At 67.9% G+C, this 23,489-nt stretch carries 13 protein-coding genes; 9 read left to right on the top strand and 4 right to left on the bottom strand.

Going from position 1 to position 23,489, the window contains the following annotated elements:
- Positions 1-84 precede the first annotated feature (84 nt).
- From chvE to AB0O89_RS13695, 3 genes are all read right to left on the bottom strand, one after another.
- Positions 85-1,158, bottom strand: a complete 1,074-nt coding sequence (gene chvE / locus AB0O89_RS13705; protein ID WP_363498635.1) for a multiple monosaccharide ABC transporter substrate-binding protein — start codon at positions 1,156-1,158, stop codon at positions 85-87.
- A gap of 57 nt (positions 1,159-1,215) precedes the next feature.
- A complete protein-coding gene (locus tag AB0O89_RS13700) occupies positions 1,216-1,983 on the bottom strand; it encodes a class II aldolase/adducin family protein (RefSeq protein WP_363498632.1) in 768 nt (255 codons plus the stop codon).
- 163 nt (positions 1,984-2,146) lie between these two features.
- Entirely contained in the window at positions 2,147-3,169 is a 1,023-nt protein-coding gene (locus AB0O89_RS13695) for a LacI family DNA-binding transcriptional regulator (protein WP_363498629.1), read from the bottom strand.
- Positions 3,170-3,375: 206 nt separating this feature from the next.
- On the opposite strand from AB0O89_RS13695, the gene AB0O89_RS13690 reads away from it, so the two are divergent.
- Positions 3,376-3,927 carry a hypothetical protein gene (locus tag AB0O89_RS13690; protein WP_363498626.1) on the top strand — a complete coding sequence of 184 codons (552 nt, stop codon included), beginning with the start codon at positions 3,376-3,378 and terminating at the stop codon, positions 3,925-3,927.
- Between the two features lie 9 nt (positions 3,928-3,936).
- Complete coding sequence (locus tag AB0O89_RS13685; protein WP_363498623.1) at positions 3,937-5,508, top strand: phospholipid carrier-dependent glycosyltransferase; 1,572 nt, start codon at positions 3,937-3,939, stop codon at positions 5,506-5,508.
- 10 nt (positions 5,509-5,518) lie between these two features.
- On the opposite strand, the gene AB0O89_RS13680 is transcribed toward AB0O89_RS13685, so the two are convergent.
- Positions 5,519-6,355, bottom strand: a complete 837-nt coding sequence (locus tag AB0O89_RS13680; RefSeq protein ID WP_363498620.1) for an aldo/keto reductase — start codon at positions 6,353-6,355, stop codon at positions 5,519-5,521.
- Between the two features lie 136 nt (positions 6,356-6,491).
- Here AB0O89_RS13680 and AB0O89_RS13675 point away from each other — a divergent pair, with 136 nt between their 5' ends.
- From AB0O89_RS13675 to AB0O89_RS13645, 7 genes are all read left to right on the top strand, one after another.
- Positions 6,492-7,601, top strand: a complete 1,110-nt coding sequence (locus AB0O89_RS13675) for a serine/threonine-protein kinase (RefSeq protein ID WP_363498617.1) — start codon at positions 6,492-6,494, stop codon at positions 7,599-7,601.
- A gap of 49 nt (positions 7,602-7,650) precedes the next feature.
- Positions 7,651-13,485: an Ig-like domain-containing protein gene (locus tag AB0O89_RS13670; protein ID WP_363498614.1), complete on the top strand. Its 5,835-nt coding sequence runs from the start codon at positions 7,651-7,653 to the stop codon at positions 13,483-13,485.
- Positions 13,482-14,447, top strand: a complete 966-nt coding sequence (locus AB0O89_RS13665; RefSeq protein ID WP_228176965.1) for a MoxR family ATPase — start codon at positions 13,482-13,484, stop codon at positions 14,445-14,447. The genes AB0O89_RS13670 and AB0O89_RS13665 overlap by 4 nt, the downstream gene beginning before the upstream one ends.
- Positions 14,448-14,509: 62 nt before the next feature.
- Entirely contained in the window at positions 14,510-15,793 is a 1,284-nt protein-coding gene (locus AB0O89_RS13660) for a DUF58 domain-containing protein (protein ID WP_363498611.1), read from the top strand.
- Positions 15,790-18,195, top strand: a complete 2,406-nt coding sequence (locus AB0O89_RS13655; protein ID WP_363498608.1) for a transglutaminase domain-containing protein — start codon at positions 15,790-15,792, stop codon at positions 18,193-18,195. The genes AB0O89_RS13660 and AB0O89_RS13655 overlap by 4 nt, the downstream gene beginning before the upstream one ends.
- A gap of 18 nt (positions 18,196-18,213) precedes the next feature.
- On the top strand, positions 18,214-22,092 hold the full coding sequence (gene hrpA / locus AB0O89_RS13650) for an ATP-dependent RNA helicase HrpA (RefSeq protein ID WP_363498605.1): 3,879 nt from the start codon (positions 18,214-18,216) through the stop codon (positions 22,090-22,092).
- A 77-nt stretch (positions 22,093-22,169) separates the two neighbouring features.
- Positions 22,170-23,486, top strand: coding sequence for an aminotransferase class I/II-fold pyridoxal phosphate-dependent enzyme (locus tag AB0O89_RS13645; RefSeq protein WP_363498602.1), 1,317 nt, complete (start codon positions 22,170-22,172; stop codon positions 23,484-23,486).
- The last annotated feature ends 3 nt before the right edge of the window (positions 23,487-23,489 follow it).

The raw sequence follows: 23,489 nt of genomic DNA, 5'->3' as shown, positions 1-23,489 counted from the left end.
AAGGCGGTGCGACAATAGCTGTAACGTTAATGCCACTATTAATTAGCTCTGGGCATATTTCACCGTTGTATTTGCCGATACCGGTTAATTCTGGGCGACGATCGCCGACTCCAGGAGGTACGACGGGACGACCTTCACGCCGTTGTCGTAGTCCGTGGTGTTGTTGACGTCGGGCGTCTCACCGTTGAGCAGAGCCACCGCCATGTCGACCGCGACCTGCGCGAGCAGACGGGTGTCCTTGAAGATGGTCGAGTACTGCTCACCGCGGTTGATCGCCTTGACCGAGTCGAGCTCGGCATCCTGGCCCGAGATGATCGGCCAGCCGTCACCGACGGTGTAGCCGGCGTCGGTGAGGGCCGAGATGATGCCGCGCGAGATGCCGTCATAGGGCGAGAGCACCGCGTTGACCTTCGATCCGTCCGAGTAGAACGCCGTCAGGATGTCTTCCATGCGGCTCTGCGCGGTCTCGCCGTCCCAGCGGAGCGTTGCAGCCTGCTCGATCTCGGTCTGTCCCGACTTCACGACGAGGGTGCCGTCGTCGAAGTAAGGCTGCAGAGTGTCGATCGCGCCGTTCCAGAAGAAGAACGCGTTGTTGTCGTCCAGCGAACCGGCGAACAGTTCGATGTTGAACGGGCCAGCGGGTGCCCCGTCGATCGGGGTGCCGTCCAGTTCGGTGAGCCCCAGGCCGTTGAGGATCGAGGTGGCCTGCTGCACGCCGACCTGATAGTTGTCGAACGACGCGTAGTAGTCGACGTTCTCGGTGTCGCGGATGAGGCGGTCGTAGGCGATGACGGGGATGCCGGCATCCGCGGCCTCCTGCAGAACGCTCGTGAGCGTCGTGCCGTCGATCGAGGCGATGATCAGGGCCTCAGCACCCTTGGTGATCATGTTCTCGATCTGCGAGACCTGGGTGGGGATGTCGTCCTCGGCGTACTGGAGGTCGACGGTGAATCCCTGCTCCTCGAGCTCAGCCTTGACGGCGTCGCCGTCCTGGATCCAGCGCTCGGAGCTCTTGGTGGGCATCGCGACGCCGACGAGGCCGCCGTCTCCGCCACCATCGGTTGAACCGCCGCCACCGGAGCCGGAGCATCCGGACAGCAGCAGGGCACCGGCGGCGAGGGTTGCCGCGCCGGCGAGCAGAATCTTCGTGCTCTTCACAGTGATTTCCTTTCTAAGGACATCGTTGTCTTGGTGTGTGTTTTCAGTTGTGGGTGTTCAGTTGTGGGTGAGACCCGACCCGGACACGGTGGCGTCCGGAGTCGAGGTGGCATGACGGCGAGCGCGCTCGTGCAGCGCTGCAGCGACGGTGTCGGCGAGCGCCAGATCGTCGAGCGAGCCGGACTGTGAGACCAGGAGCGCGTGGCGCGCTGCGACTTCCAGAGCGGATGCGATCCGCATCGCCTCGCGCAGATCAGCGCCGACCGCGAAGACGCCGACGGCGCGAACGAGAGCAACCGAGCCCTCGGGTCCCAGCGCCCGCGCTACCGCGTCGGCCAGCGCCCCGGGATCGGCAAGATCCGTGACCGTGACCGGAACCGGTCCGCCGAACTCTTCAGCGGCAGCGGCGGTGAGGCACGGCAGCGAGTCGGCACGCGCTGCCCACGCCAACGCATACGGCGAATCCGTGTGAACGATCGCTACCGCGCCAGGGACGTCACGGTAGATGCGGGAGTGCACAGCAGCGTCCGCGGACGGAAGGCGCTCGCTACCGAGGACTTCAGGGAGGGCTACTCCGTCGAGATCGCACAGAACCATGCGCTCGGGCGAGATCTTGTCGAGAAACGCCCCTGCCGGAGCGATCACAAACAGGTCGGCCGCGGTGATGCGTGCCGACACGTTGCCGCGGGGGCAGGCTACCAGTCCGCGCTGCTCGAGCTCAGCCTGCCGATGAGCGACATCGGCGCGGGTGCGCGCGATAGCCACTTCGGCTTTGACACCGGCGGCGTATCCCTCGGTCGTGCCCGCAACATCCTTGGGCGGCATGGCTGAACTCCTTCGTTCCGATCAGTGGCGATCGGTGTGACAGTCAATGTGACCGGTCACATTGCGAAACTATAGACCGGCCGCCGTCCCGAGTGTCAAGCGGCGAAAAGTCTCGGATTGGTAACGGCCCCGAACGGAGCGCATCTGCGCGGTTCGAGGATCGTCAGATCCGCCCGAGCGGCCCCGAGGATGCGCGAGGAACGAAGGTCGGCGCGATCGTGCCGATCGCTTCACTCACGGATGTGCCTCCCGCGTCATCCAGCAACAGCGCGACGCATCGGCGCCCAAGCTCGGCGAAATCCTGCCGCACGGTGGTCAGCGGCGGCCAGAAATGCGCTGCTTCGGGGATGTCGTCAAAGCCCACGATGCTGATGTCGCGTGGCACCGACAGCCCTTCGTCACGCACGGCATGAAGAAGTCCGAGCGCCATCTGGTCGTTCGAGGCGAAGACCGCCGTGAAGTCGCGCACCCGCAGCAGCTCGCGCCCCGCGTGATAGCCGAACTCGGCAGTCCAGTCGCCCAGGATCGGCGCGGTCATCGGCAGGTCATGAGCATCCATTTCGTCGAGGAATCCGCGCATGCGGGCCTCGGCTTCGATCCAGTCCTGGGGGCCCGCGATGTGGTAGATCTGCCGATGGCCGAGCTCGATGAGGTGGCGGGTCGCCATCCTGGCACCCGCGATCTGGTCGACTGAGAGGGTGTGCTCGGGACCGAGGACCGCAGATTGCAGCGTCACGTAGGGGACATCGATCCGCTGTGAGGCCAGGGCGCGAAAGACCCGCATTTGCGGGGCGATGACCACGAGCCCCTCGATCGACTGCGCGCTCAGGTGCGCGATTCCGTCCGTGATCGAGTCCGGATCGGCGGCATCGATGTTGGCGGTCGAGACCCAGTACCCGCGCTCGCGCGCAGCCTCCTCGATCGCCGCGATGCTCGACGCAGGCCCGTATTGCGTCGAGGAGGCCGCGAGGATGCCGATCGTCTGCGAGCGACTGGTCACGAGCATGCGCGCTGCCCGGTTGGGCGTATAACGCAACTCGTTCATGACCTGCACCACGCGCGCCCGCGTTTCGGGCCGGATGCTCGGATGATCGTTGAGAACGCGCGAGACCGTCTGATGAGAGACGCCGGCCAACCGTGCAACGTCTCGGATGCTCGGCGGTCGTCCGCCGGTGCCCTCGGTCATCGAACACCTCCCGTGAGCACGGTCACATCGCTGTGTGCCGGGATTCCGCGCCCGCACGCTCATGATAGCGGCAGACCGGATGTGACTGTCACATCCCCGCGAGAGGATTGCTTGTCCTGGCGTCGGCGGCTGTCACATCCGTCACATTGCCCGCGGTGCATGTATGCCCACCCCCTCCCCACCAGACGGGCCGATACGCTGGCCCCGTGGCAGACTTCCTGCGATTTCTTCCGCTCAGTGGCCGATCACGTCACGACGAGGGCCTCGTCTCCAGCGATCGGCGCCAGGAGCTCGACGCTCTGCTGTCGAGCCTGGAGGCGCTGACCGACGCGCAGCCGACGTGGGCGGCGTTCGCGACGGACGCGGGGCTCGCTGGTCTCTGGCGCGAGTCGGAGGGAACAGTGGCCGGCTTCCGGGCTGCCGTTCTCCAACAACGCCGCGGCATCCGCGTGCTGTCTCGAGCGCTCGCTGCAGCTCTGCGGGTCAGCGCCGACCTCGGCCTCGATCTGGTCGTGGACCCGATGACCGCCGGCGCCGTCGCCTTGTACGCTCAGGGCGCCGGACCCTTCGAGCGTCGAGCAGTCGTGGCCGGACACACGATTCGGGCGACGGATGCCGACTGGGCGTTCGGTAGTGGACCCGTGCTCGAAGGCACCGCACAGCAGATCGCCGGCTTCCTGCTCGGCGTCACTGACGATCCCCCACGGCCACCGGCTGCAGCGCCGGGGCCACCGGGACTCGCAGCCTCACCCGAATAGGCTGTCATCGTGACCACCATCGTCGACAGCCCCGCGCGTCCGACGGTGTACGACCGTGTCAGCGCCCGAATCGCCGTTTCCCCCCGACTGCAGATCGCGGTGCCGGCGGTCGTGACCGCCGTTGCCGGCATCCTGCGCTTCTGGAACCTCGGGCACCCACACGAACTGGTCTTCGACGAGACCTATTACGTGAAGGATGCCTGGTCGCAGTGGAACCTCGGGTTCGCCGCGAAGTGGCCCGATGAAGCCGACGCGCGCTTCGCTGCGGGCGAGACCGACATCTTCCTCGACGACGGAAGCTACGTCGTCCACCCGCCGCTGGGGAAGTTCCTCATCGGCGCCGGGATGGCGTTGTTCGGCGCCGATTCGTCAGTCGGGTGGCGCTTTGCCACGGCACTGTTCGGCACTCTCGCCGTACTCCTTCTCTATGTCGTCGCACTCACGCTCACCCGGTCGATCGGCGTGGCGACGGCAGCAGCGGGGCTGATGGCAATCGATGGCCTCGCGATCGTGCTGAGCCGTGTGGCGTTGCTCGACACCTTCGTCATGTTCTTCACCCTGCTGGCGTTCTGGTTCGTGCTGCTGGATCGACGATGGCTTCGCGAGCGAGAGTGGCCGCGCCGATTGGCAACGGGGCGCTGGAGCTCGGAGTCTCGCTGGGGTCCGGTGTTCTGGGCACGGCCGTGGGTTGTCGCAGCGGGGCTCGCTGCGGGAGCCGCAACCGCCGTGAAATGGTCGGGCCTGTACGTTCTCGCCGGTATCGGGATCTACCTTGTCATCGTCGACGCCCTGGAGCGGCGCCAGCGCGGCGTGGAGTATTGGCCCGCCGATGCCGCGGTGCGCCAGGGTCCGGTGACCTTCGTGTTGCTCGTGCCGCCAGCACTCCTCCTCTATCTCGCGACGTGGACGGGGTGGCTGGTCACCGACGCCGGGTACGACAGGCACACCGTCGACGGCTCGCCGGCTACCGGCTTCTGGTCGTGGGTGCCGCTGTCGCTCCAGAATCTGTGGGCCTACCACCAGTCGATGTACGGCTTCCACGTGGGGCTGTCAGCAAGCCACAGCTACGCGAGCCCCGCATGGCAGTGGCCGCTCCTGGCCAGACCGACCTCGATGTTCTATCACAGCGATGCTCTTGGCGAGGCTGGCTGCACGGCGGCTTCGGGGTGCGTGCAGAACATCTACTCGATGCCGAACCCGCTCGTGTGGTACGCCGCCATCGCAGCCACCGTCTACCTCGTCATCCGGTTCATCCGACGCCGCGACCTCGCCTCGGGCTTCGTCCTGACCGGCGTCGCCGTCACCTGGGTGCCGTGGCTGCTGTATCCCGAGCGAACGGTGTTCCAGTTCTACACGGTCGTGATGCTGCCGTTCCTCCTCTTGGCCCTGGGGATTGCGCTGCGTGATCTCGCCCATCCGGCCGGCGCCAGTCCCGAAAGACGCGTAACGGGCCAGCGGGTGGTCGCCGTCTTCTTCATCGTCGCTCTGGTGCTTTCGGCGTTCTGGTATCCGATCCTCACCGCGACGAGCGTGCCCTACGACTTCTGGCGACTCCATAACTGGTCGCCCACCTGGATCTGACGCGCAGCGCTCAGTTGACCTCGTCGGGATGCGCCGAGACACGCCCCGAACCATCGCCCGGGTCGATCGCGTCGATTGCGGCGATCTCGGCATCCGTCAACGCGAAATCGACGATGTCGATGTTCTCGGCCAGCCGCTCACGTCGCACCGACTTCGGGAACACGATGTTGCCCTTGTCGAGGTGCCAGCGCAGCACGATCTGCGCCGGGGTCTTGCTATGGGCAGCCGCCGCGTCCGCGACAGCGGGGATCGAGAACAGGTCGTACTTGCCCTGTCCGAGCGGACCCCAGGCTTCGATCCGGATGCCGCGAGCGAGTGCCCACTCGACGACCTCGCGCTGCTGGTAGGCGGGGTGAAGCTCGATCTGATCGACCACGGGGCTGACGCCAGTTTCGGCGACGATGCGCTCGAGATGGGGCACGAGGAAGTTCGAGACCCCGATGCTGCGGGTAAGTCCCGCATCGCGCAGGTCGATCAGACGCTCCCACGCGTGAACGTAGTTATCGCGTGCGGGGGTCGGCCAGTGCACGAGGTACAGGTCGACGGCATCGAGCCCGAGCTTGTCGAGGCTCTCGCCGAGCGCCGCGCGCGGTTCGTCGCCGTCGTGCCGGTCGTTCCAGAGCTTGGTCGTGATGAACAGGTCCTCACGCGGGATGCCGCTCTCGGCGATCGCGGCGCCGACTCCCTCTTCGTTGCCGTAGATCGCAGCCGTGTCGATATGCCGATAGCCGAGTTCGAACGCCTCGAGCACGGCACGACGCGTGTCGTCGGCCGGGACCTTGAACACGCCGTAGCCCACTTGGGGAATGCGGTTGCCATCGAGAAGCTGCACCGAGGGAATCGTCATGATCCCAGCCTAGGTGGATGCCTACAGCACCGGCTCAGGGGGTCGATTTAGGCTTATCGCATGAATCGGGGGGCACGGCGCGCGGATCGACCGACTCGCTGTGCCCGCGCGAAGCGCATCGGCAGGCGGGGGCCAGGTGCCTAGCCGGCTTCCGGCAGCGGCGCCCACGCTTGCCGGTTTCAGCTACGTGCGGCCCCTGGGAGCCGGAGGATTCGCCGACGTCTTCCTCTACGAACAGGACATGCCCCGTCGCGCAGTGGCGGTCAAGGTTCTGCTGGAAGACATCGTCGATGAGTCCCTCCTGCGGATGTTCGCGGCGGAGGCCGACGCGATGGCGCACCTGTCGGCGCACCCCTCGATCCTCACGATCTACCAGGCGAGCGTCTCGCCGGACGGGCGCCCGTACATCGTCATGGAGTACTGCCCCGCCTCCTTCGCGTCGCGCTACCGGCGAGAGACAATCCCCGTCGACGAAGTGCTGCGCACGGGGGTGAAGGTCGCATCCGCTCTCGAATCCGCTCACCGGGCGGGGATCCTCCACCGCGATATCAAACCGTCCAACATCCTGCTGACCGCCTACGGGATGCCCGTACTGTCGGACTTCGGGATCGCGGCGTCGGTATCGGCGCGGGAAGGCGTCGAAGTCTTCGCCATGAGCGTTCCCTGGAGCGCTCCCGAAATCATCGATGAGCGCACGAGCGGTTCCGTTCCCGCAGAAGTGTGGAGCCTGGGCGCCACCGTCTACTCCCTCCTGGCGGGGCGGAGCCCGTTCGAGCGGCCGTCACACAGCGACAACACGCGGGACCAGCTGAAGTCCCGCATCCGCCGCGCGGCCTACACACCCATCGACCGCTCCGACGTGCCGCCGGGCCTGGAGGACGTGCTTCGTCGGGCGCTCGCGAAGAACCCGGCAGATCGCTTCTCGTCAGCCGCTGACTTCGCTCACGCCCTGCAACTCGTGCAGTACGACACCGGGATGCCGGTCACGCCGCTAGAGCTGGCTGACGCTGTTCCCCTGCCCGAACGCGAGCATGACGCGATTCCTGCGTTTGTGCGCCCGCGGGTGGAACACGAGTCACACCGCCGGAAGCCTCCCCGAGATCGGCGCGCCGCCGAGCGGGCCCCGAGCGACGACCTTCCCGAATCTCACGCGCCGCGCCGGACGGTGCTGATCTGGTCGGTCATCGTCGGCGGCGCGATCATCGTCATCGGCTCGGCAGCCGCCGTGATCGTGAGCGTGATCTGACGTGGCCCGCGCACGAGCGACGCGGCGTGGGCCTTCGTCACGGTGGGTGGTGGGCAGCGCACTCGGGGTGGCGGCTACCCTCGTGGTGGGGCTTGCCGCGGCCTGGCCCGGATACGACGCCCAGCAGACACCGCTCGATGACGGCACGATCTGGGCCCTCCAACGCTCCGCAGGCGGGCACTACGCGCGCGTCAACGCCGAACTCCTCGAACTCGACACCGTCAAACAGATCAGTCAGCCGACCGCGCTCGCCCAGACCGCGGATGCGGTGTGGGCATTCGCGGCATCCGCCACCCGCGTCGCCGGCATCAACCCCGCCACTCCCCCCGACCTGGACGCCGGAAGTTCCGACGCCTTCGCCGCGACGCCCGCGGGTACCCGCTCCGTGTCCACCAGCGGAACTTCGGTTGCCTACCTCACCGAGGCCGGCGAGATCTTCATGGGCGACCTGGCGCGCCCGGGAGCCGCGCGCCTGGACATCGGCAACGAAGAGGATCCGTTCGCCGCCGACGCCCTCACGGTCGGTCCTGCCGGGATCCTCGCCGCGTACTCGGCCGACTCCGGTGAGGTCGTTCGGGCCGATCTCGCGAGCGGCAGCATCCTCGGCGTTGATGAGGTTCCCGACGCCCCGGGCGAGGGCGCTTCACTGACCCTCGTCGGGCAGCGGTGGGTGATGCTGGATGCCGAGACCGGCCGGCTCTGGATCCAGGGCCTGTCAGCCCCGGTGGAGACGGCGATGCTGCCCGATGCGCGACTTGCAGCATCCAGTGACGGCGGCGACGAGGTCTTCCTCGCCGATTCGCAGGAGCTCGTCGCGGTCGCCCTCGGCGACGGTGCGCAGCGGCAGGTCACCGGCGGACTCGAGGTGCGCGGCGTGCCAGCCGCGCCCCGCACGCTCGGTGGTGAGGTCTTCGCCGCCTGGCTCGGACCGACCGGCGGCACGCTGTGGTCGCAGTCAACCGGCGATTCCGCCCTCGACTACGCCGGCGCAGAACTCGGAACCGACCCGCTTCCCGAATTCTTGGGCACCGACCGGCGGCTCATTCTGAACGAGACACAGTCGGGGTGGGTGTGGACCGTACCCGCCGGCGATCTCGTGCCCTCATCGCAGTCATGGCAGATCGATGACCAGGTGAGCGCTGCGGAGTCGGACGATGCCGTTGCTCCCGAGGTCGTCGAGCCGAAGCCTCCCGTCGCCGAGAACGATGCCTTCGGTGTCCGAGCCGGCCGGGCCATAACCCTGCCCGTTCTCCTGAACGACCATGATCCGAACGAGGACGTGTTGAGCGTCGTTCCCGAATCAGTTTCAGCGTCAGCGTTCGGAACACCGGTGACGACCGATGCCGACCAGATTCTCACCATCGACGTGCCGGCCGATGCATCGGGCACCGCGACCTTCGAGTACCGCGTGACCGATGGCACTGCAGTGGAGGGCCTGACCTCCGACCTTGCCACCGTGACTCTCACGGTGGTTCCCGCAGATGAGAACGCCGCCCCGCTGTGGTGCGGGACCGAACGGTGCCTGGCGAACTGGCCGGAACCGGTGACGGCTCCCGGCGGCACTGTCCGGTTCCCGATTCTTGATGCTTTCGTTGATCCCGAGGGTGACGCGCTGTATGTGTCAGCGGCGACCGTCGACGCGGGACCTGGCACTGTCACCGTCGATCCCGCGGGGATCCTGACGTATCAGCATCCGGATGCGAACGCGGAGGTCGCGACCGCCGCAACAGTGACTGTCACCGTCGCCGACAGCAGGGGCGCTGCGACCAGCCGTGCCCTCACCATCAGTGTCGCACCAACTCCACGGCTGGAGGCGGACTCGTTCGCCGTTACGTCGATTGTCGGCCGGTCTGTGACGGTCGAGCTACGCGACAGAGTGCGCGGAGGATCCGGGTCGCAGACGTTGTCGGCGGTGACCGCAGACAACGACGACTCCGGTATCTCCGTCAATGCCAGCGCCCTCTCGTTCTCGTACACGGCGCAGGCACCCGGGTCAACGGTGCTGACCTACACCATCCGGGACGGTGAGAGCGAACAAACCGCCACCGTTCGGGTGACCGCGGTCGCCTACAACGAGGCCGAGCTGTCAGCACCACCTCTCGTCGCGTTCGTCAGACCGAACGAGGACTCCACCGTCGATGTTCTGAGCGCCGTTTCCAACCCCGCACATCTGGTGCTGCTGGTCAGCGATGTTCGTCCTCAGGCCGCGGAAGGCGCATCCGTGAGCGTTGATCCGGTCGCGCAATCCACGATCCGAGTCAGCGGAACGACAGCCGACGGCACACCCGGTGAGATCGGCGTCGTCCGCTACACGATCTCGGATGGCACCGAAGACCCGTCGGCCGCGATCACGGGACAACTCACCGTAATCCTGTTGCCGGCGGCGACCGCCGATCCCCCGATTGCCGTGGCCGACTCCGCGACGGTGCGCGTGGGCGGACAGATCGACATCCCGGTGCTCGCGAACGATTCAGCGCCTGCGGGTGGGCAACTGGCAATCGATCCATCACTGGTCGTCAACGAGACGGATGCCGGGCTCGCGTTCGCAACGAGTCGAACCCTTCGCTACCTGGCACCCGACAGTCCCGGCGTATACAGCGTGACGTACACCGCTTACGGGGCGGGATACCCAGAGCTCACCGACAGCGCACGAGTCACTATCACGGTGCTCGGTGATGAGGCAAACACGCCACCCTCGCCCGTGACTCTCGAGGGCCGGGCGCTCAGCGGCACGTCGACCACAATCGACTTTGATCCGTTCGGGATCGACCCAGACGGTGACAGCGTCGCGTTGGACGCTGTCGTGGATCAGCCGGTCGACAGTAGCGGCTCACCTGCTGGTACGGCCACCATCTCACCGGACGGAACCAGCCTTATATACACCGCCCCCCCAGCATGGAGTGGGCAGACCTCCTTCACCTACCGGGTGCGCGATGGGCGCGGAGCCACAGCCACCGCGCTTGCCCTCGTAGGCGTGCGCGACGCCCAATCCGATCCTCGGCCGGTGACATTCTCTGACTACGTCCAGCTCGAGGGCGGCCAGTCCCCCGCACGCGAGACGACGATCACCCCGCTGGATAACGATGTCGACCCCTCCGGGGCCAAGCTCACGCTCGTGGGGGTCAGACCGAATGCCCAGCCGGGGACTTCCGAGTACGACGACCTGGACGCGATGCTCGCGGATGTCGACCTCGAGGGCGGGTCCGTCGCCGTGCGCGCGGGCGATGCGCTGGGCACTTTCTCTTTCGTGTACACAGTGACCAACGCCGCCGGCGATACCGCGATGGGGCTTATCGTCCTCAAGGTCGTCCGAAATCCGGTTCCCGACTACCCGGAGGTACGCGACACGGTCTTGACCGCCGAAACCATCGACGGGTTCGACAAGGGCATAGACGTACTCACAGACAAGGTCACGTGGGCAGGTGGCGATCCTGACTCTGTGAAGCTCGCGCTCTGGCGGGAGCGTTCAACCGTGACCGTTTCCGGTCGTCGCATCGCAGGGACCGCTCAGCCTGAGGCGATGGTTATTCCCTTCAGCGTCACTGGGTCGGCGGCAGACGGATCCACTGTTACCTCCTACGGCTTCCTGCGCGTACCGGGCGAGTCGGAGCTTCGCCCGACTCTGCGTACCGGAACCGGCGCGTTCACTGTCGGAGAGAACGATTCAGTCGAGGTCGGCCTCGCCGGGATCATCACCGTACCCCGTGGCGCCGAGCTCGAGGTTTACCCGCTCGCCACAACAGGTGGCGCGCGGGGCGGAGCTTCCTGCGAACTGGTGGGAGCGACGACGCTCCGCTACACGGCAGGGCCCGGAGCTCCGTGGAACGACACCTGCGCGATCCAGGCGCGCCGGGTGGGCGCGCAGGACTGGACGGTCCTGACGATTCGGTTCCTGATCGAGGCCGAGGCGCCGCAGCCAATTCTCTCCGCCGCCTCACGGACGCTCAGTCCCGGACAGACGGAGACGTACGACCTGCAGCAGATGACAACATGGACCGGCGCTCCCAACTGGAGCTCGCTCCAGTTCGCGGTTGAGGCGCCGGGCGACCAGTTCAAGGTCTCGCTCACCGGTTCGCGCCTGGAAGTCACGGGAGTCGACAACGCGAATCCGGGTCGCACGGAAGTCGTTCTCGTGCGACTGGTGAGCCACCCGGACACCGAACCTGCAGCCCTGACACTCGTGGTCGGCCCAGCGCCGTCAACGCTACCCAAGGCTGGCACGGTGACGCAGCAATGCTCGCAGGCGGGGGGAACCACCTCATGCGAGATTCCGGTCGTGGGCGTGGCGGGTGAAGTGAACCCCCTTCCCGGAACACCGCTGCGGCTCGCGTCGGTCACATCTCCCACAAACTGCTCAGACGTCACCTTCGCGGTAGCTTCGGCATCTACGGTGCGGGCCACATGGACCGCCGACGCGGCTGGCGCGTCGGATTGCACGGGCGCGTTCGTTCTCGCCGATGCCCAGGGGCGCTTATCCAACGGCGAGCGCACCGGTACAGTGGTGCTCGATCTTCGTGGTCTTCCCGCCGGTCCCACGACGATCGAGTGGACAGCGTTCGATGCGACATCCGTCACCCTGCGCGTAACAGGCGCTCTCGGCTCCTACCCCGCTGTGGAGTCCTTCCGGGTGAGCGGGGGCGGTCAAGACATCACGTGCGGCGCCAACGGACTCTGCCCAGCGATCACTGCCGAGGCCGGGAAGAAGATCCGTTACCAGGCCTGGGCGGTCAACAGCGTGGGTGAGTCCCGGGCCGCCACCAGCCCCGTGACCGCCTGGCCGTATCTCGCGCCCAGCGCACCACGGTCGGCGTCCGCCCACCCCGTCCCGACCGCCGACGGCAGCGGCGCCGTCGCCGCCGTGACGATAGGCGGGTTCGACCCGACCACCGGATCGGTTCGGGTCACGAGCCCCGTTACGGGAGACTCAGAGACTCTCCCGGTTCCCTCGGACGGGGGCGAGGTCGTCTTCCCGGAGTTTGCCGTGGGAGCCAACCGGCAGACGACACTGAGCGTGACGCCGCTTTCTCGCTTCGACTACCCCCCGATCGCGTCGGGCACGACCGAAGGGACCACCACATCTGTCGTTGCGTACGGGATCGGCGCCCCCCGGCTGCAGCTTCGCCTCGAGCCAAGTGACGACGGCAGCGGAGAGGTGCGCGCGGTGGCGACAGTCGCAGCGAACGGGGTCGACACCGAGCTGTGGGTCGGGATCACCACCGGAAGCACCTGCACCGTGGAATTCGTCGGAAACGTGACCAGCGGCGAGGTCAACGAGGTCATCTCCGGCACCGTCTGGGAGGACACCACGGCCCGCGCATGCGCCGAGTACCGCATCGGAACGACATCGTTCGGCCGTGCCGCGGCGGGGCCGGTCACCGCGCAACCGACCGAACCGATCCCCGCCCCGTCGGGAACCACGACCTACACTGTCGACCCCGCGCCCACGGTGTCGGGACAGACCGCCACCTGGACGCGAGTGAGTGGACCCTCGCTCGATCATCCCCGCTACGAGGCGCGCTACGGCCCGCCCCGAACGACGGACTTCGCGAGCCTCTTCCGCACCGGCACCGACCCCGGAACGGTCCAAGCCTGGTGGTGCGTCGGCGATGCGTGCTCCGACGAGGCGACGACGATCACGCCGACCGGTGCCGCGTACACGACACAGGTCGTCTTTCCCGCCACCTGCGACACAGGCGGCCAGCCGTCGGCGACGATGGTGGATGCCGCACCAGCCGACTACAGCATCACAACCAGCGGAACGCCGTCGGCAGACGGCACCGAGACGGCGTGGGAGATCACTGTCTCGTTCTCTGGTCGCCTGAGTGGCCTCGACGCTTACACCCACACGGGCCTGGTGTGCCCTACCCCCGAGAGGACTCCATGACCGTCACAGCCGACCAGGTGACCAGGTTCCACGACACGTTCCGCGTCCTGGTCGAGAACGTCGAGCGTGTGGTTCTCGGCAAGCGCCACGTCATCGAGCTCGCCTTCACGGCGATGATCTCGCAAGGGCATTTGCTTCTCGAGGACTATCCGGGCACCGGAAAGACCTCTCTCGCCCGAGCCATGGGGCAGAGTGTCGACGGGGTCAGTTCCCGCATCCAGTTCACCCCGGATCTGCTCCCGGGCGACGTGACAGGCATCACCGTCTACGACCAGAAGCGCGGCGAGTTCGAGTTCCACCGCGGGCCGGTCTTCGCGAACATCGTGCTGGCCGACGAGATCAACCGGGCAAGCCCGAAGACCCAGTCTGCACTGCTCGAGGTGATGGAAGAGGGCCATGTCACGATCGACGGTGTGACCAGGCCGGTCGGCCAGCCCTTCCTCGTGGTCGCGACCCAGAACCCCATCGAACAGGCCGGAACCTACCGGCTCCCGGAGGCCCAGCTCGACCGGTTCCTCATCAAGGCGACCCTGGGGTACCCCGACCACGCCGCGACGCTGCGCATCCTGGAGGGCACCGCGACCGAGCGTGTCGAACTCTCCCCGGTCGTGTCTCTGGATGGCATCCGCGGGATGTCGGCGCTGGCCCGCGACGTTTATGTCAGCCCGGTCGTGCTCGACTACATCGCGCGGGTCGTCGACGCCACGCGCGCGGCTGTCGAGGTGCGCCTTGGCGTGAGCGTCCGCGGCGCCATCGCCCTCACGCGTGCGGCGAAGACCTGGGCAATCGCACACGGCCGCGGGTTCGTGACACCCGACGACGTGAAGGCTCTCGCCGAGGCGGTGCTCGCACACCGACTCGTGCTGGACCCGGAGGCAGAGTTCGACGGCGTCACCGCCCGCGCGGTGATCGGCCAGGTCCTGCTGGATGTCGCTCCGCCGACGCAGCGCGAGGCGCCATGACGCCCACTCCCTCACCTCTCACCAGGGAGGTGACCGCGACACAGGCGAGCAGCCGAACGCGGATGACGCAGACCCACGGGACCACCGTCATCGCCATGCGCGGAGTCGGAGTGTGGCACCGCCTCACCGCGCACGTTGTCAGTGCGTGGCGGTGGCTCCGGGGCGTCGTGCGACCGGGAGGCTGGCTCGCACTGATCGTCGCGACTGTGGGACTCGGTGTCGGCGTGAGCTTCGGGATCGCCGAACTGATCGCTGCCGGCACCCTCGCGGGGGTTCTGCTGCTGCTCGCGCTCCCGTTCCTCCTGCGCGCGCGGCCGTACACCGTCGATTTCACTCTCGCTCACGACCGCGTCGTCGCAGGCTCCAGCGCTCACGCGCAGATCACGGTACGAAACGAAACGTCACCGGTCGTTCTGCCAGGAACCATCGATATTCCGGTCGGGACGGGAATCATCGACATCGCGGTCCCCCTCTTGCGTGCCGGCACCTCCCACGTCGAGGCTGTCGAGATCCCCGCGCCGCGCCGTGGCGTCGTCTCGATCGGACCGATCAGCTCGGTGCGCGGCGACCCCCTGGGTCTGCTGCGCAGGGAGGCGACGTGGTCGCAGACGCGCACGCTCTACATCCACCCGCGGACCACCGCCATTCCGCCGACGTCTGCGGGCTTCATCCGTGACCTCGACGGTCGACCATCCCCCGTCCTGGTCGATTCGGACATCTCCTTCCACGCGATTCGCGAGTACGTTCCCGGCGACGCGCAGCGCCATGTCCACTGGAAGTCGACGGCCAAGACCGGCACCCTGATGGTGCGCCAGTATGAGCAGACCCGCCGGTCTCGGATGGTCATCGCCATCGACACGGATCGAGACAGCTACCGGGACGAGGAGGAGTTCGAACTCGCCGTCAGCGTTGCAGCCTCGCTCGGGGTCCGCGGCGTGCGCGACGGGCGGGATGTGCAGGTCGTCGTCGGCGAAGAACTTCCCGAGTTCGCGCGCAGTCGAGTGCGCGCGATCCGGGAGCTTCCGACGATGACCGAACGCATCGTTATGGACGCCCTCGCCGGCGTGACAAGCCACGATGCAGTCAACCCGCTGTCCGAGGTCGCGGCGCTGGCCGTCGAGGCGCACAGCGACGTCTCGCTCGCCTTCCTGGTGTGCGGCTCGACCATGACGGCAGCCGGCCTGCAGCGGTCCGCTCTGGCGTTCCCGTCCCATGTCGGGGTTGCGGCGGTGGTCTGCGACCTCGAGGGCGAGCCACGGCTGCGGCGACTGGGCGAAGCGACGGTCATCTCCGTCGGCGTTCTGGATGACTTGCGCCAGATCCTGCTGCGCGGAGCACAGTCGTGAGACCGGCAATGGTCGTCGGGACCGCAGCCTTCATGGTCGTCGCGGCCGCCGGCGGCGCGATCGGCATGTGGCCGATCTACGAGGACCCCTGGTTCCTTGTGATGGCAGCCGCAGCGATAGCACTCTCGATCGGCGTCGGCTCGATCGCGCTTGCGCGCTCGTGGGTGTGGTGGCGGACGGCTATCTCCTTTGCAACGGTCTTCGTCGTGGCAGGCGTGCCCTTGGCGGTTCCCGCGGTCCTCACCGACCCCAGCCAGATTCCCGCTGCTCTGATCGGAGTGCTCAGCGCGCCGGTCACGGGGCCGAACAACCTGCTCACTCTCGAGCTGCCGCTGGGCACGTACCAGGCGACGCTGGCGCCCGCCTTCCTGGTGCTGCTACTGGCACCGGGTGCGGCGCTGGCCATCGGGGCGAGAAGGTCCCGGTGGTGGGGGCTCGCGGCACCGATCGCGCTGACGCCGGCAACGTTCGCGATCGTGTTCGGCGCAACGACCGCGACGGCCGGCATTCTCGCGGCAGTCCCGATCCTCGGCCTCCGTGAGGCGCTGATCGGCATCGCCTCGTGCAGCACAGTGCTGCTCTGGATGCTGTGGCGCGCGGTGATGGTGCGGCGCCTCGCCCTACGCGAAGCGGGCGGCATCCGTCAGCGTCCGGCCCGCCGCGCGGCGATGGGCCGGGCTGCGATCGGCACAAGCATGCTCCTCATCGCGGTCATCGCGGCTGTCAGCATCACCCCGGTCCTCACGGCACTGCACCCTCGCACGGTTCCCCGCTCGGCGAGCGAACCGATCATCCGTCTCGCCCAGGAGGTTAGCCCCCTGTCGACGTATCGCGCGATGTTCGCCGCCGACACCGCTGACGAGGTCCTCTTCGAGATCACGACAGCGGGCGTCGACCGGGTGCGACTTGCCACCCTGGCCTTCTACGACGGGCAGCTGGCTCGGGTCACCGACCCAGCTGCCGGGATCAACGACCCCGCCACGGCTTACACGCGACTCCCCTCGGCACGCCTCGTCGGCGGCGACGGAGTGCGGGCAGACGTCGTCATCGGCGAGTATTCCGGTCTCTGGGTACCGACAGTGGGAACGGTGGCCGCTATCGCCTTCGACGGCCCCGACCGCGCGGCGCTGGCCGACGGCTTCTTCTACGACGCTGCGGCAGGATCGGGCATCGACATCAGCCCCGTCTACGGTGCGGGAACCAGCTACACGCTCCGCGCCGCGGCTCCCGCATCGATGGAGCTGTCGGAGGCGACACCGCCTCGCTCGGCGCCGACCCTGGATGAGACCATCGTCCCTGAGAGCCTCACGCAATGGATCCGCCTGCAGGAGGCGGGGAGTGCGGGGGCGGGCCTGGCAGACCTCGTCGATCGGCTGCGACAGCGCGGATATCTCAGTCACGCCCTCGAGACACCGCCTCCCGGCACCGGATGGGTCGCCGACCTCGGCGACTACACCTTCGCGCCCAGTCGCGCCGGACACTCCACCGACCGCATCGACGCCCTCTTCACCGCACTCGTGAACCGCCAGACCCAGCTTCCCGATGCGACGGATGCCGAACTTGTGGCGGCTGTCGGTGATGACGAGCAGTTCGCCGTGGCGGCGGCGATGATCGCCGACCAGCTCGGTTTCCCCTCCCGGATCGTGGTCGGCGCGCGCCTGCAGGCAGAAGACGGTTCGGCGGCGGGTGTCCCGCCGTGCGAGGACGGAACGTGCCGAGGGCGCAACATCACGGCATGGCTCGAGGTCCAAGACGTCTCCGGCACGTGGATTCCGGTCGATGTCACTCCCCAGCATGAGATCCCGATGGATGCCGTCGTCGACGAACGGCGTGACCCGGAGAACGCCACCGACGTCGAGAGCGAGCGCGCCGAGGTCGTCAAGCCGCCCGAAGCCGACCCGGCGGACGCTGACCCTCGCACCTCCGACGATCCGGAGAGCGAGGTCGACCTGTCGAGCTTGGTGCTGGGGGTGCAGATCGCGGGCAGCATCCTGCTCGTTCTGGCCATCCTGCTCGGGCCGCTCGCGGTGATCGTTGCCGTCAAGGCGTGGCGCCGCCGTCGACGCCGCCGGGCGGCTCTGCCTGCCGAGCGCATCTTCGGGGGCTGGGATGAGTGGGTCGACGCGACGATCGACAGTGGTGGGCCGCTGCCCGCCACCCGCACGCGCACCGAGATCGTCGAGGCCGTCGGCGGGGCCGATGATGCTCGCGCACTCGCGATGATCGCCGACCACGCCAGTTTCGCCGACGAGTCGCCGCAAGACGAGGAAGCCACCGCGTTCTGGCAGCTGGTCGACCGCGAGCGCGAGCGACTGGGCGAAGCGGGGTCCTGGCGCGATCGGGTACGGGCGACGCTCTCGCTGCGATCACTGCGCCGCGGCCGGCGTGATCGACGACCGTAGCGGTTACGATCGAAGGCTATGCCCGCGCCAGAACCCGTCATCCTCTACCCGCCGGAGCTGCCCGTCAGCGCCGCCCGGGATGAGATCGCGCGCGCCATCGAAGACCATCAAGTCGTGATCGTCGCGGGGGCGACAGGCTCGGGCAAGACGACCCAGCTTCCGAAGATCTGCTTGGAGCTCGGTCGCGGTCGTATCGCCCATACGCAACCTCGGCGGATCGCCGCGCGTTCGATCGCCGAGCGAATCGCGAGCGAACTGCAGGTGCCCCGCGGCGGCGCGGTGGGCTATCGCGTACGGTTCACGGATGCCGTGAGCGAGGACACGCGCATCACCCTGATGACCGACGGCATCCTGCTCAACGAGATCCACCGTGACCGGCTGCTGCGCCGCTATGACACGATCATCATCGACGAGGCTCACGAGCGGTCACTGAACATCGACTTCCTGCTCGGGTACCTCCGCCGGATTCTGCCGAAGCGTCCCGACCTGAAGGTCATCGTGACCTCGGCGACGATCGATCCCGAGAGTTTCGCGCGGCACTTCTCACCGCGACCCGAGGATCCTGAGGCGGCTGCCCCGATCGTGGAGGTGTCGGGGCGCACGTACCCGGTGGAGGTCCGCTACCGGCCCCACGACGAGAACGCCGACGACGACATCGACGGTCTGGTCGGGGCGCTGCGAGAACTCGACCGCGAGGAGCGGGGCGATGTTCTCGTGTTCCTTCCCGGCGAATCCGAGATCCGCGACGCGATGGATGCCGTCCGCGGCATGTACGCGAACGATGCCGCTCCCACCGAGGTGCTCCCGCTGTACGGTCGCCTCAGTGCCGCCGAGCAGCACCGGGTCTTCGAACCGTCGACCCGCGCCGGCGTGCGCCGCCGCGTCATCCTTGCCACGAACGTCGCCGAAACGAGCTTGACCGTTCCCGGCATCCGGTACGTGATCGACACCGGGACCGCGCGCATCTCGCGCTACTCCGCCCGGTCGAAGATCCAGCGACTCCCGATCGAGGCGATCTCGCAGGCGTCCGCGCAGCAGCGGTCGGGCCGTGCGGGGCGCACGGCGCCGGGTATCGCCATCCGGCTCTACGCCGAGGAGGATTTCGCAGGCCGTCCGGAGTTCACCGAACCCGAGGTCCTCCGCACCAATCTGGCCGCCGTGCTGCTGCAGATGATGGCCCTCGGAATGGGGGATGTCGCAGCCTTCCCGTTCCTCACTCCCCCGGATTCACGCGGCGTGAAGGCTGCGATGGACCTCCTCGTCGAACTCCGCGCGGTCTCGGGAGGCAGACTCACGAAGGTCGGCCGGGAGCTTGCCCGGCTCCCGATCGATCCGCGGTTGGCGCGGATGCTCGTCGAAGCGCGCGAGCGGGATGTGCTGCCGAGTGTCCTGGCGATCGTGGCCGGCCTGTCTATTCAGGATGTCCGCGAGCGTCCCGAGGAGCAGCGCGAGCAGGCCGATCGCCTGCATGCGCGGTTCACCGACCCGACGAGCGACTTCCTCTCGCTGCTGGGTCTGTGGAACTACCTGCAAGAGATGCAGGTAGAGCTCGGCTCGAGCGCGTTTCGGCGGATGTGCCGGGCCGAGTTCCTCAACTACGTGCGCGTGCGCGAATGGGTCGATGTGCACCGACAACTCGCGGACCTCATGGGTGCACGGCGCGCGAAGACGAGGGTCGACGCCGACCCCGATGCCGTCCATCGCGCGATCTTGTCGGGGCTGCTCTCGCAGATCGGCATCCGCGATGACCGCACGACGACGTCCGCAGCCAAGGGCGCAGCTTCCGGGAAGCCACGGCGCCCCACCGCCGAATACCGGGGAGCCCGCGGCGCGCGCTTCGCAATCTTCCCGGGCTCGGGGCTTCGCAAGAAGAGCCCGGATGCCGTCATGGCGGCAGAACTCGTCGAAACCTCGCGCCTGTTCGCCCGAACGGTCGCAGCGGTCGACCCAGCCTGGGCCGAGGAGCTCGCCGGCGAGCTCGCCCACCGTCAGCTGGGCGAGCCGCACTGGTCTCGATCGGCGGGTGCGGCATCCGCGTACGAGAAGGTGACCCTGTTCGGGGTAGAGATCATCCCGAAGCGCCGCGTGCAGTTGGCCCGCTTCGATCGGCCGCTCGCACGCGAGCTCTTCATCCGCCACGCGCTCGTGCAGGGCGAATGGGATGCCGCGAACCTCGACAAGCGCCTCACTGCCTTCGACCGGCGTAACGCGGACATGCGGCGGCGCCTGGAGAAGCTCGAGGAGCGGGAGCGTCGCCGCGACATCCTGGCCGGTGATGAGGCGGTGTTCGCGTTCTACGACGCGCGGATCCCGCGCGAGGTCTTCGACGTCCGCTCGTTCGAGTCCTGGTGGCGTGAGACCTCGAACCGCACACCGCGCCTGCTCGACATGGGCGAGTCCGACCTCGCCGAGGGCGCGGCTGCGGCGCGCAGCGACGAGTACCCCTCCCGGTGGACACAGGGCGATCAGGTGCTTTCGCTCAGCTACCGCTTCGAGCCGGGTGCACCCGACGACGGCGTCAATGCTGTGGTACCGGTGGCGCTGCTCGCGGGGCTGCGCGATACCGGATTCGACTGGCAGGTACCGGGACTGCGCGACGAGCTGATCGCCGCCCTCATCCGGGCACTGCCCAAGACCATCCGGCGTCACGTCGTGCCCGCTGCCGACTGGGCGGCTCGGTTCTCGGCAGATCTTGCCGGCGAAGGCCCGGAGGATCACGGCGGACTCCCGCCGACCACCCTTCGGGCAGCCCTCGCAGCACGCATCCAGCGCGTGGCCCACCAACCCGTCACAGCGGACGATTTCGACCTCGAGCGCGTCCCCGCCCACCTCGGCATTTCGTTCCGGGTGGTCGACCACCGGGGACGCACACTCGGGTCCGGGCGCGATCTATCCGGACTGCAGCAGGAGTTGGCGGGTGCCGCGCGCGGCGCCGTGGCATCCTCGCTCTCCGCCCCGAAGCGGCCTCCCGCGCCCGCTCAGCGCGCGCCGCGGCCCTCAGGAGCGAGGCCGGATGCCGATAGCGCGCAGTTCACGGAAGTCTCGGGGCTCACCGACTGGACGATCTCCGAGCTTCCGTCCGTCGTCGACACGCGCGTTGCCGGCGGCGTGGTGCGCGGCTATCCGGTCCTCGTCGACGAGGGAGAGAGCGTCGCGCTGCGGATCGACGCCACTCCGGAGGCCGCCGCGCGAGCCACCCATGCGGGTCTTCGTCGCCTGCTGCTGCTGGCGGTCCCCTCCCCCGCCGCGTACGTGCTCGACCACCTCACCGCCGCAGAGAAGCTCGCGCTCGCGGCATCCCCGTACTCGTCGGCGCGCTCCCTTGTCGAGGACTGCCGGGTCGCCGTGGCAGACGCGGTCCTCGCGCGCTTTCCCGACCCGATCCGCACCCGCGCCCAGTTCGAGGCAGCGCGGGATGCGTTCTCGGCCGACGTGACTGACGCGCTGTTCTCGGCAGTTTCGCTGACTGCCCGCATCCTAACCGCGGCGCGCGACGTCGAGCGGGGCCTGCGAAACCTCAACGCCATGACGCTGCTGGCAGCGCTCACCGACGTTCGCGGACAGCTGTCGGGACTTGTCTATCCCGGGTTCGTCTCGGCGGTAGGACTGGAGCGCCTCGCACACTATCCGAGGTATCTCGCGGCCCTGCTCACCCGCACCGCCGCGCTCGCCGACAACCCCGGTCGTGATCGCCAGCGCCTGACCGAGTACGAGCGTGCCGCGGCGATCTATCGGGACTCCGGCGGCACGATTCCCCTGGCCGCAGACGCGTCACCGAACCTCGTGCACGGACGCTGGCTGCTCGAGGAGTACCGCGTAAGCCTGTTCGCGCAGAGCCTCGGAACTGCCGAGCCGGTGTCGCTGCAGCGGTTGACGAAGGCCCTCTCCGGCTCCTGATCGCTGGCAGCCCGCCGGTCCGTCACACAGCGACACACAGCGAAGGGGCCAGCGGCTACGCGTGCCACCATGAGAATGTGAGCACTCCTGCGCCTGACCCCACCGCGTCCTTCGCGACCGCCCAGGTTCAGGCCGGCTATGTGCCGGGTACCGCGCAGAACACGGCGGTCGTGCCGATCTACCAGTCCAACGGGTACGAGTTCCCCTCCCTGGCGCAGGCGCGCGACGTCTTTGCGCTTCGCAGTCTCGGGAACGTCTACAGCCGCAACGCGAACCCCACCCAGGCGGTGTTCGAGCAGCGCATCGCTGCCCTCGAGGGTGGGCGAGCAGCAGTCGCGGTGGCCTCCGGCCAGGCGGCTGCGGCCGCGGCGATCCTCGCGCTGGCCTCAGCCGGCGACCACGTGGTAGCTGCCCGCCAGCTCTACGGCGGCACGGTCGATCTGCTCTCGGACTCGCTCGGGAGCCTCGGGATCGAGGTCACCTACGTCGATCAGGACGACACTGACGCGTGGCGCGATGCGGTGCGCCCGAGCACGCGGGCCTTCTTCGCCGAGACGATCACCAATCCCCTGGCGACCGTGCTCGACATCCGTGCCATCGCCGATGTCGCCCACGCCGCGGGCGTGCCGCTCGTCGTCGACAACACTGTCGCCTCTCCGTACCTCGTGCGTCCCGGTGAGCACGGAGCCGACATCGTCATCCATTCCGCGACCAAATACATCGGCGGGCACGGCGTTGCCCTCGGCGGGGTCGTGGTCGATATCGGCTCGTTCGATTTCGGCGCCGATCCCGAGCGCTGGCCGCAGTTCACGACGCCCTATCCCCGATTCGGCGACCTCGTGCTGTGGGACCGTTTCGGCGAGCAGGGCCTTGCCCTTGTCGTCTACATCAAGACCCGGTTCGTGCACGATTTCGGAACTACCCTGCCCGCGTGGTCGTCGTTCCAGCTGCTCCAGGGGCTCGAGACCCTCGACCTGAGGATGCAGCGCCACTCCGCGAGCGCGCTCGCTGTTGCACGGTTCCTCGAGCAGCATCCTGCCGTCGAGAAGGTGTGGCACCCGGGCCTCGCGTCGAGCCCGTGGAACGCGACGGCCCAGCGCTACCTGCCGCGTGGGGCCTCGTCGGTGTTCTCGTTTGATCTGGTCGGCACCGGGGATGCGGATGCCGACGACCGACGCGTCGAGAAGGTCATCGACGCTCTGCGCGTCATCCGCCTAGTCGCCAACATCGGCGATGCCCGCAGCATGGTCAACCACCCGGCATCCATGACCCACCTGCACCTGACCGCGGAGCAACTGCGCGAGGCCGGCATCTCGCCGCGGACGATCCGCCTCTCGATCGGGCTCGAGGACGAGGCAGATCTCATCGCAGACCTGGCGCAAGCGCTGGCCTAGCTG

The organism is Microbacterium sp. NPDC076895, from assembly GCF_040687115.1.
Classification (GTDB): domain Bacteria; phylum Actinomycetota; class Actinomycetes; order Actinomycetales; family Microbacteriaceae; genus Microbacterium.
Note: the sequence above shows the minus strand (reverse complement) of the source record. Positions and strands in the feature narration are given on the sequence as shown.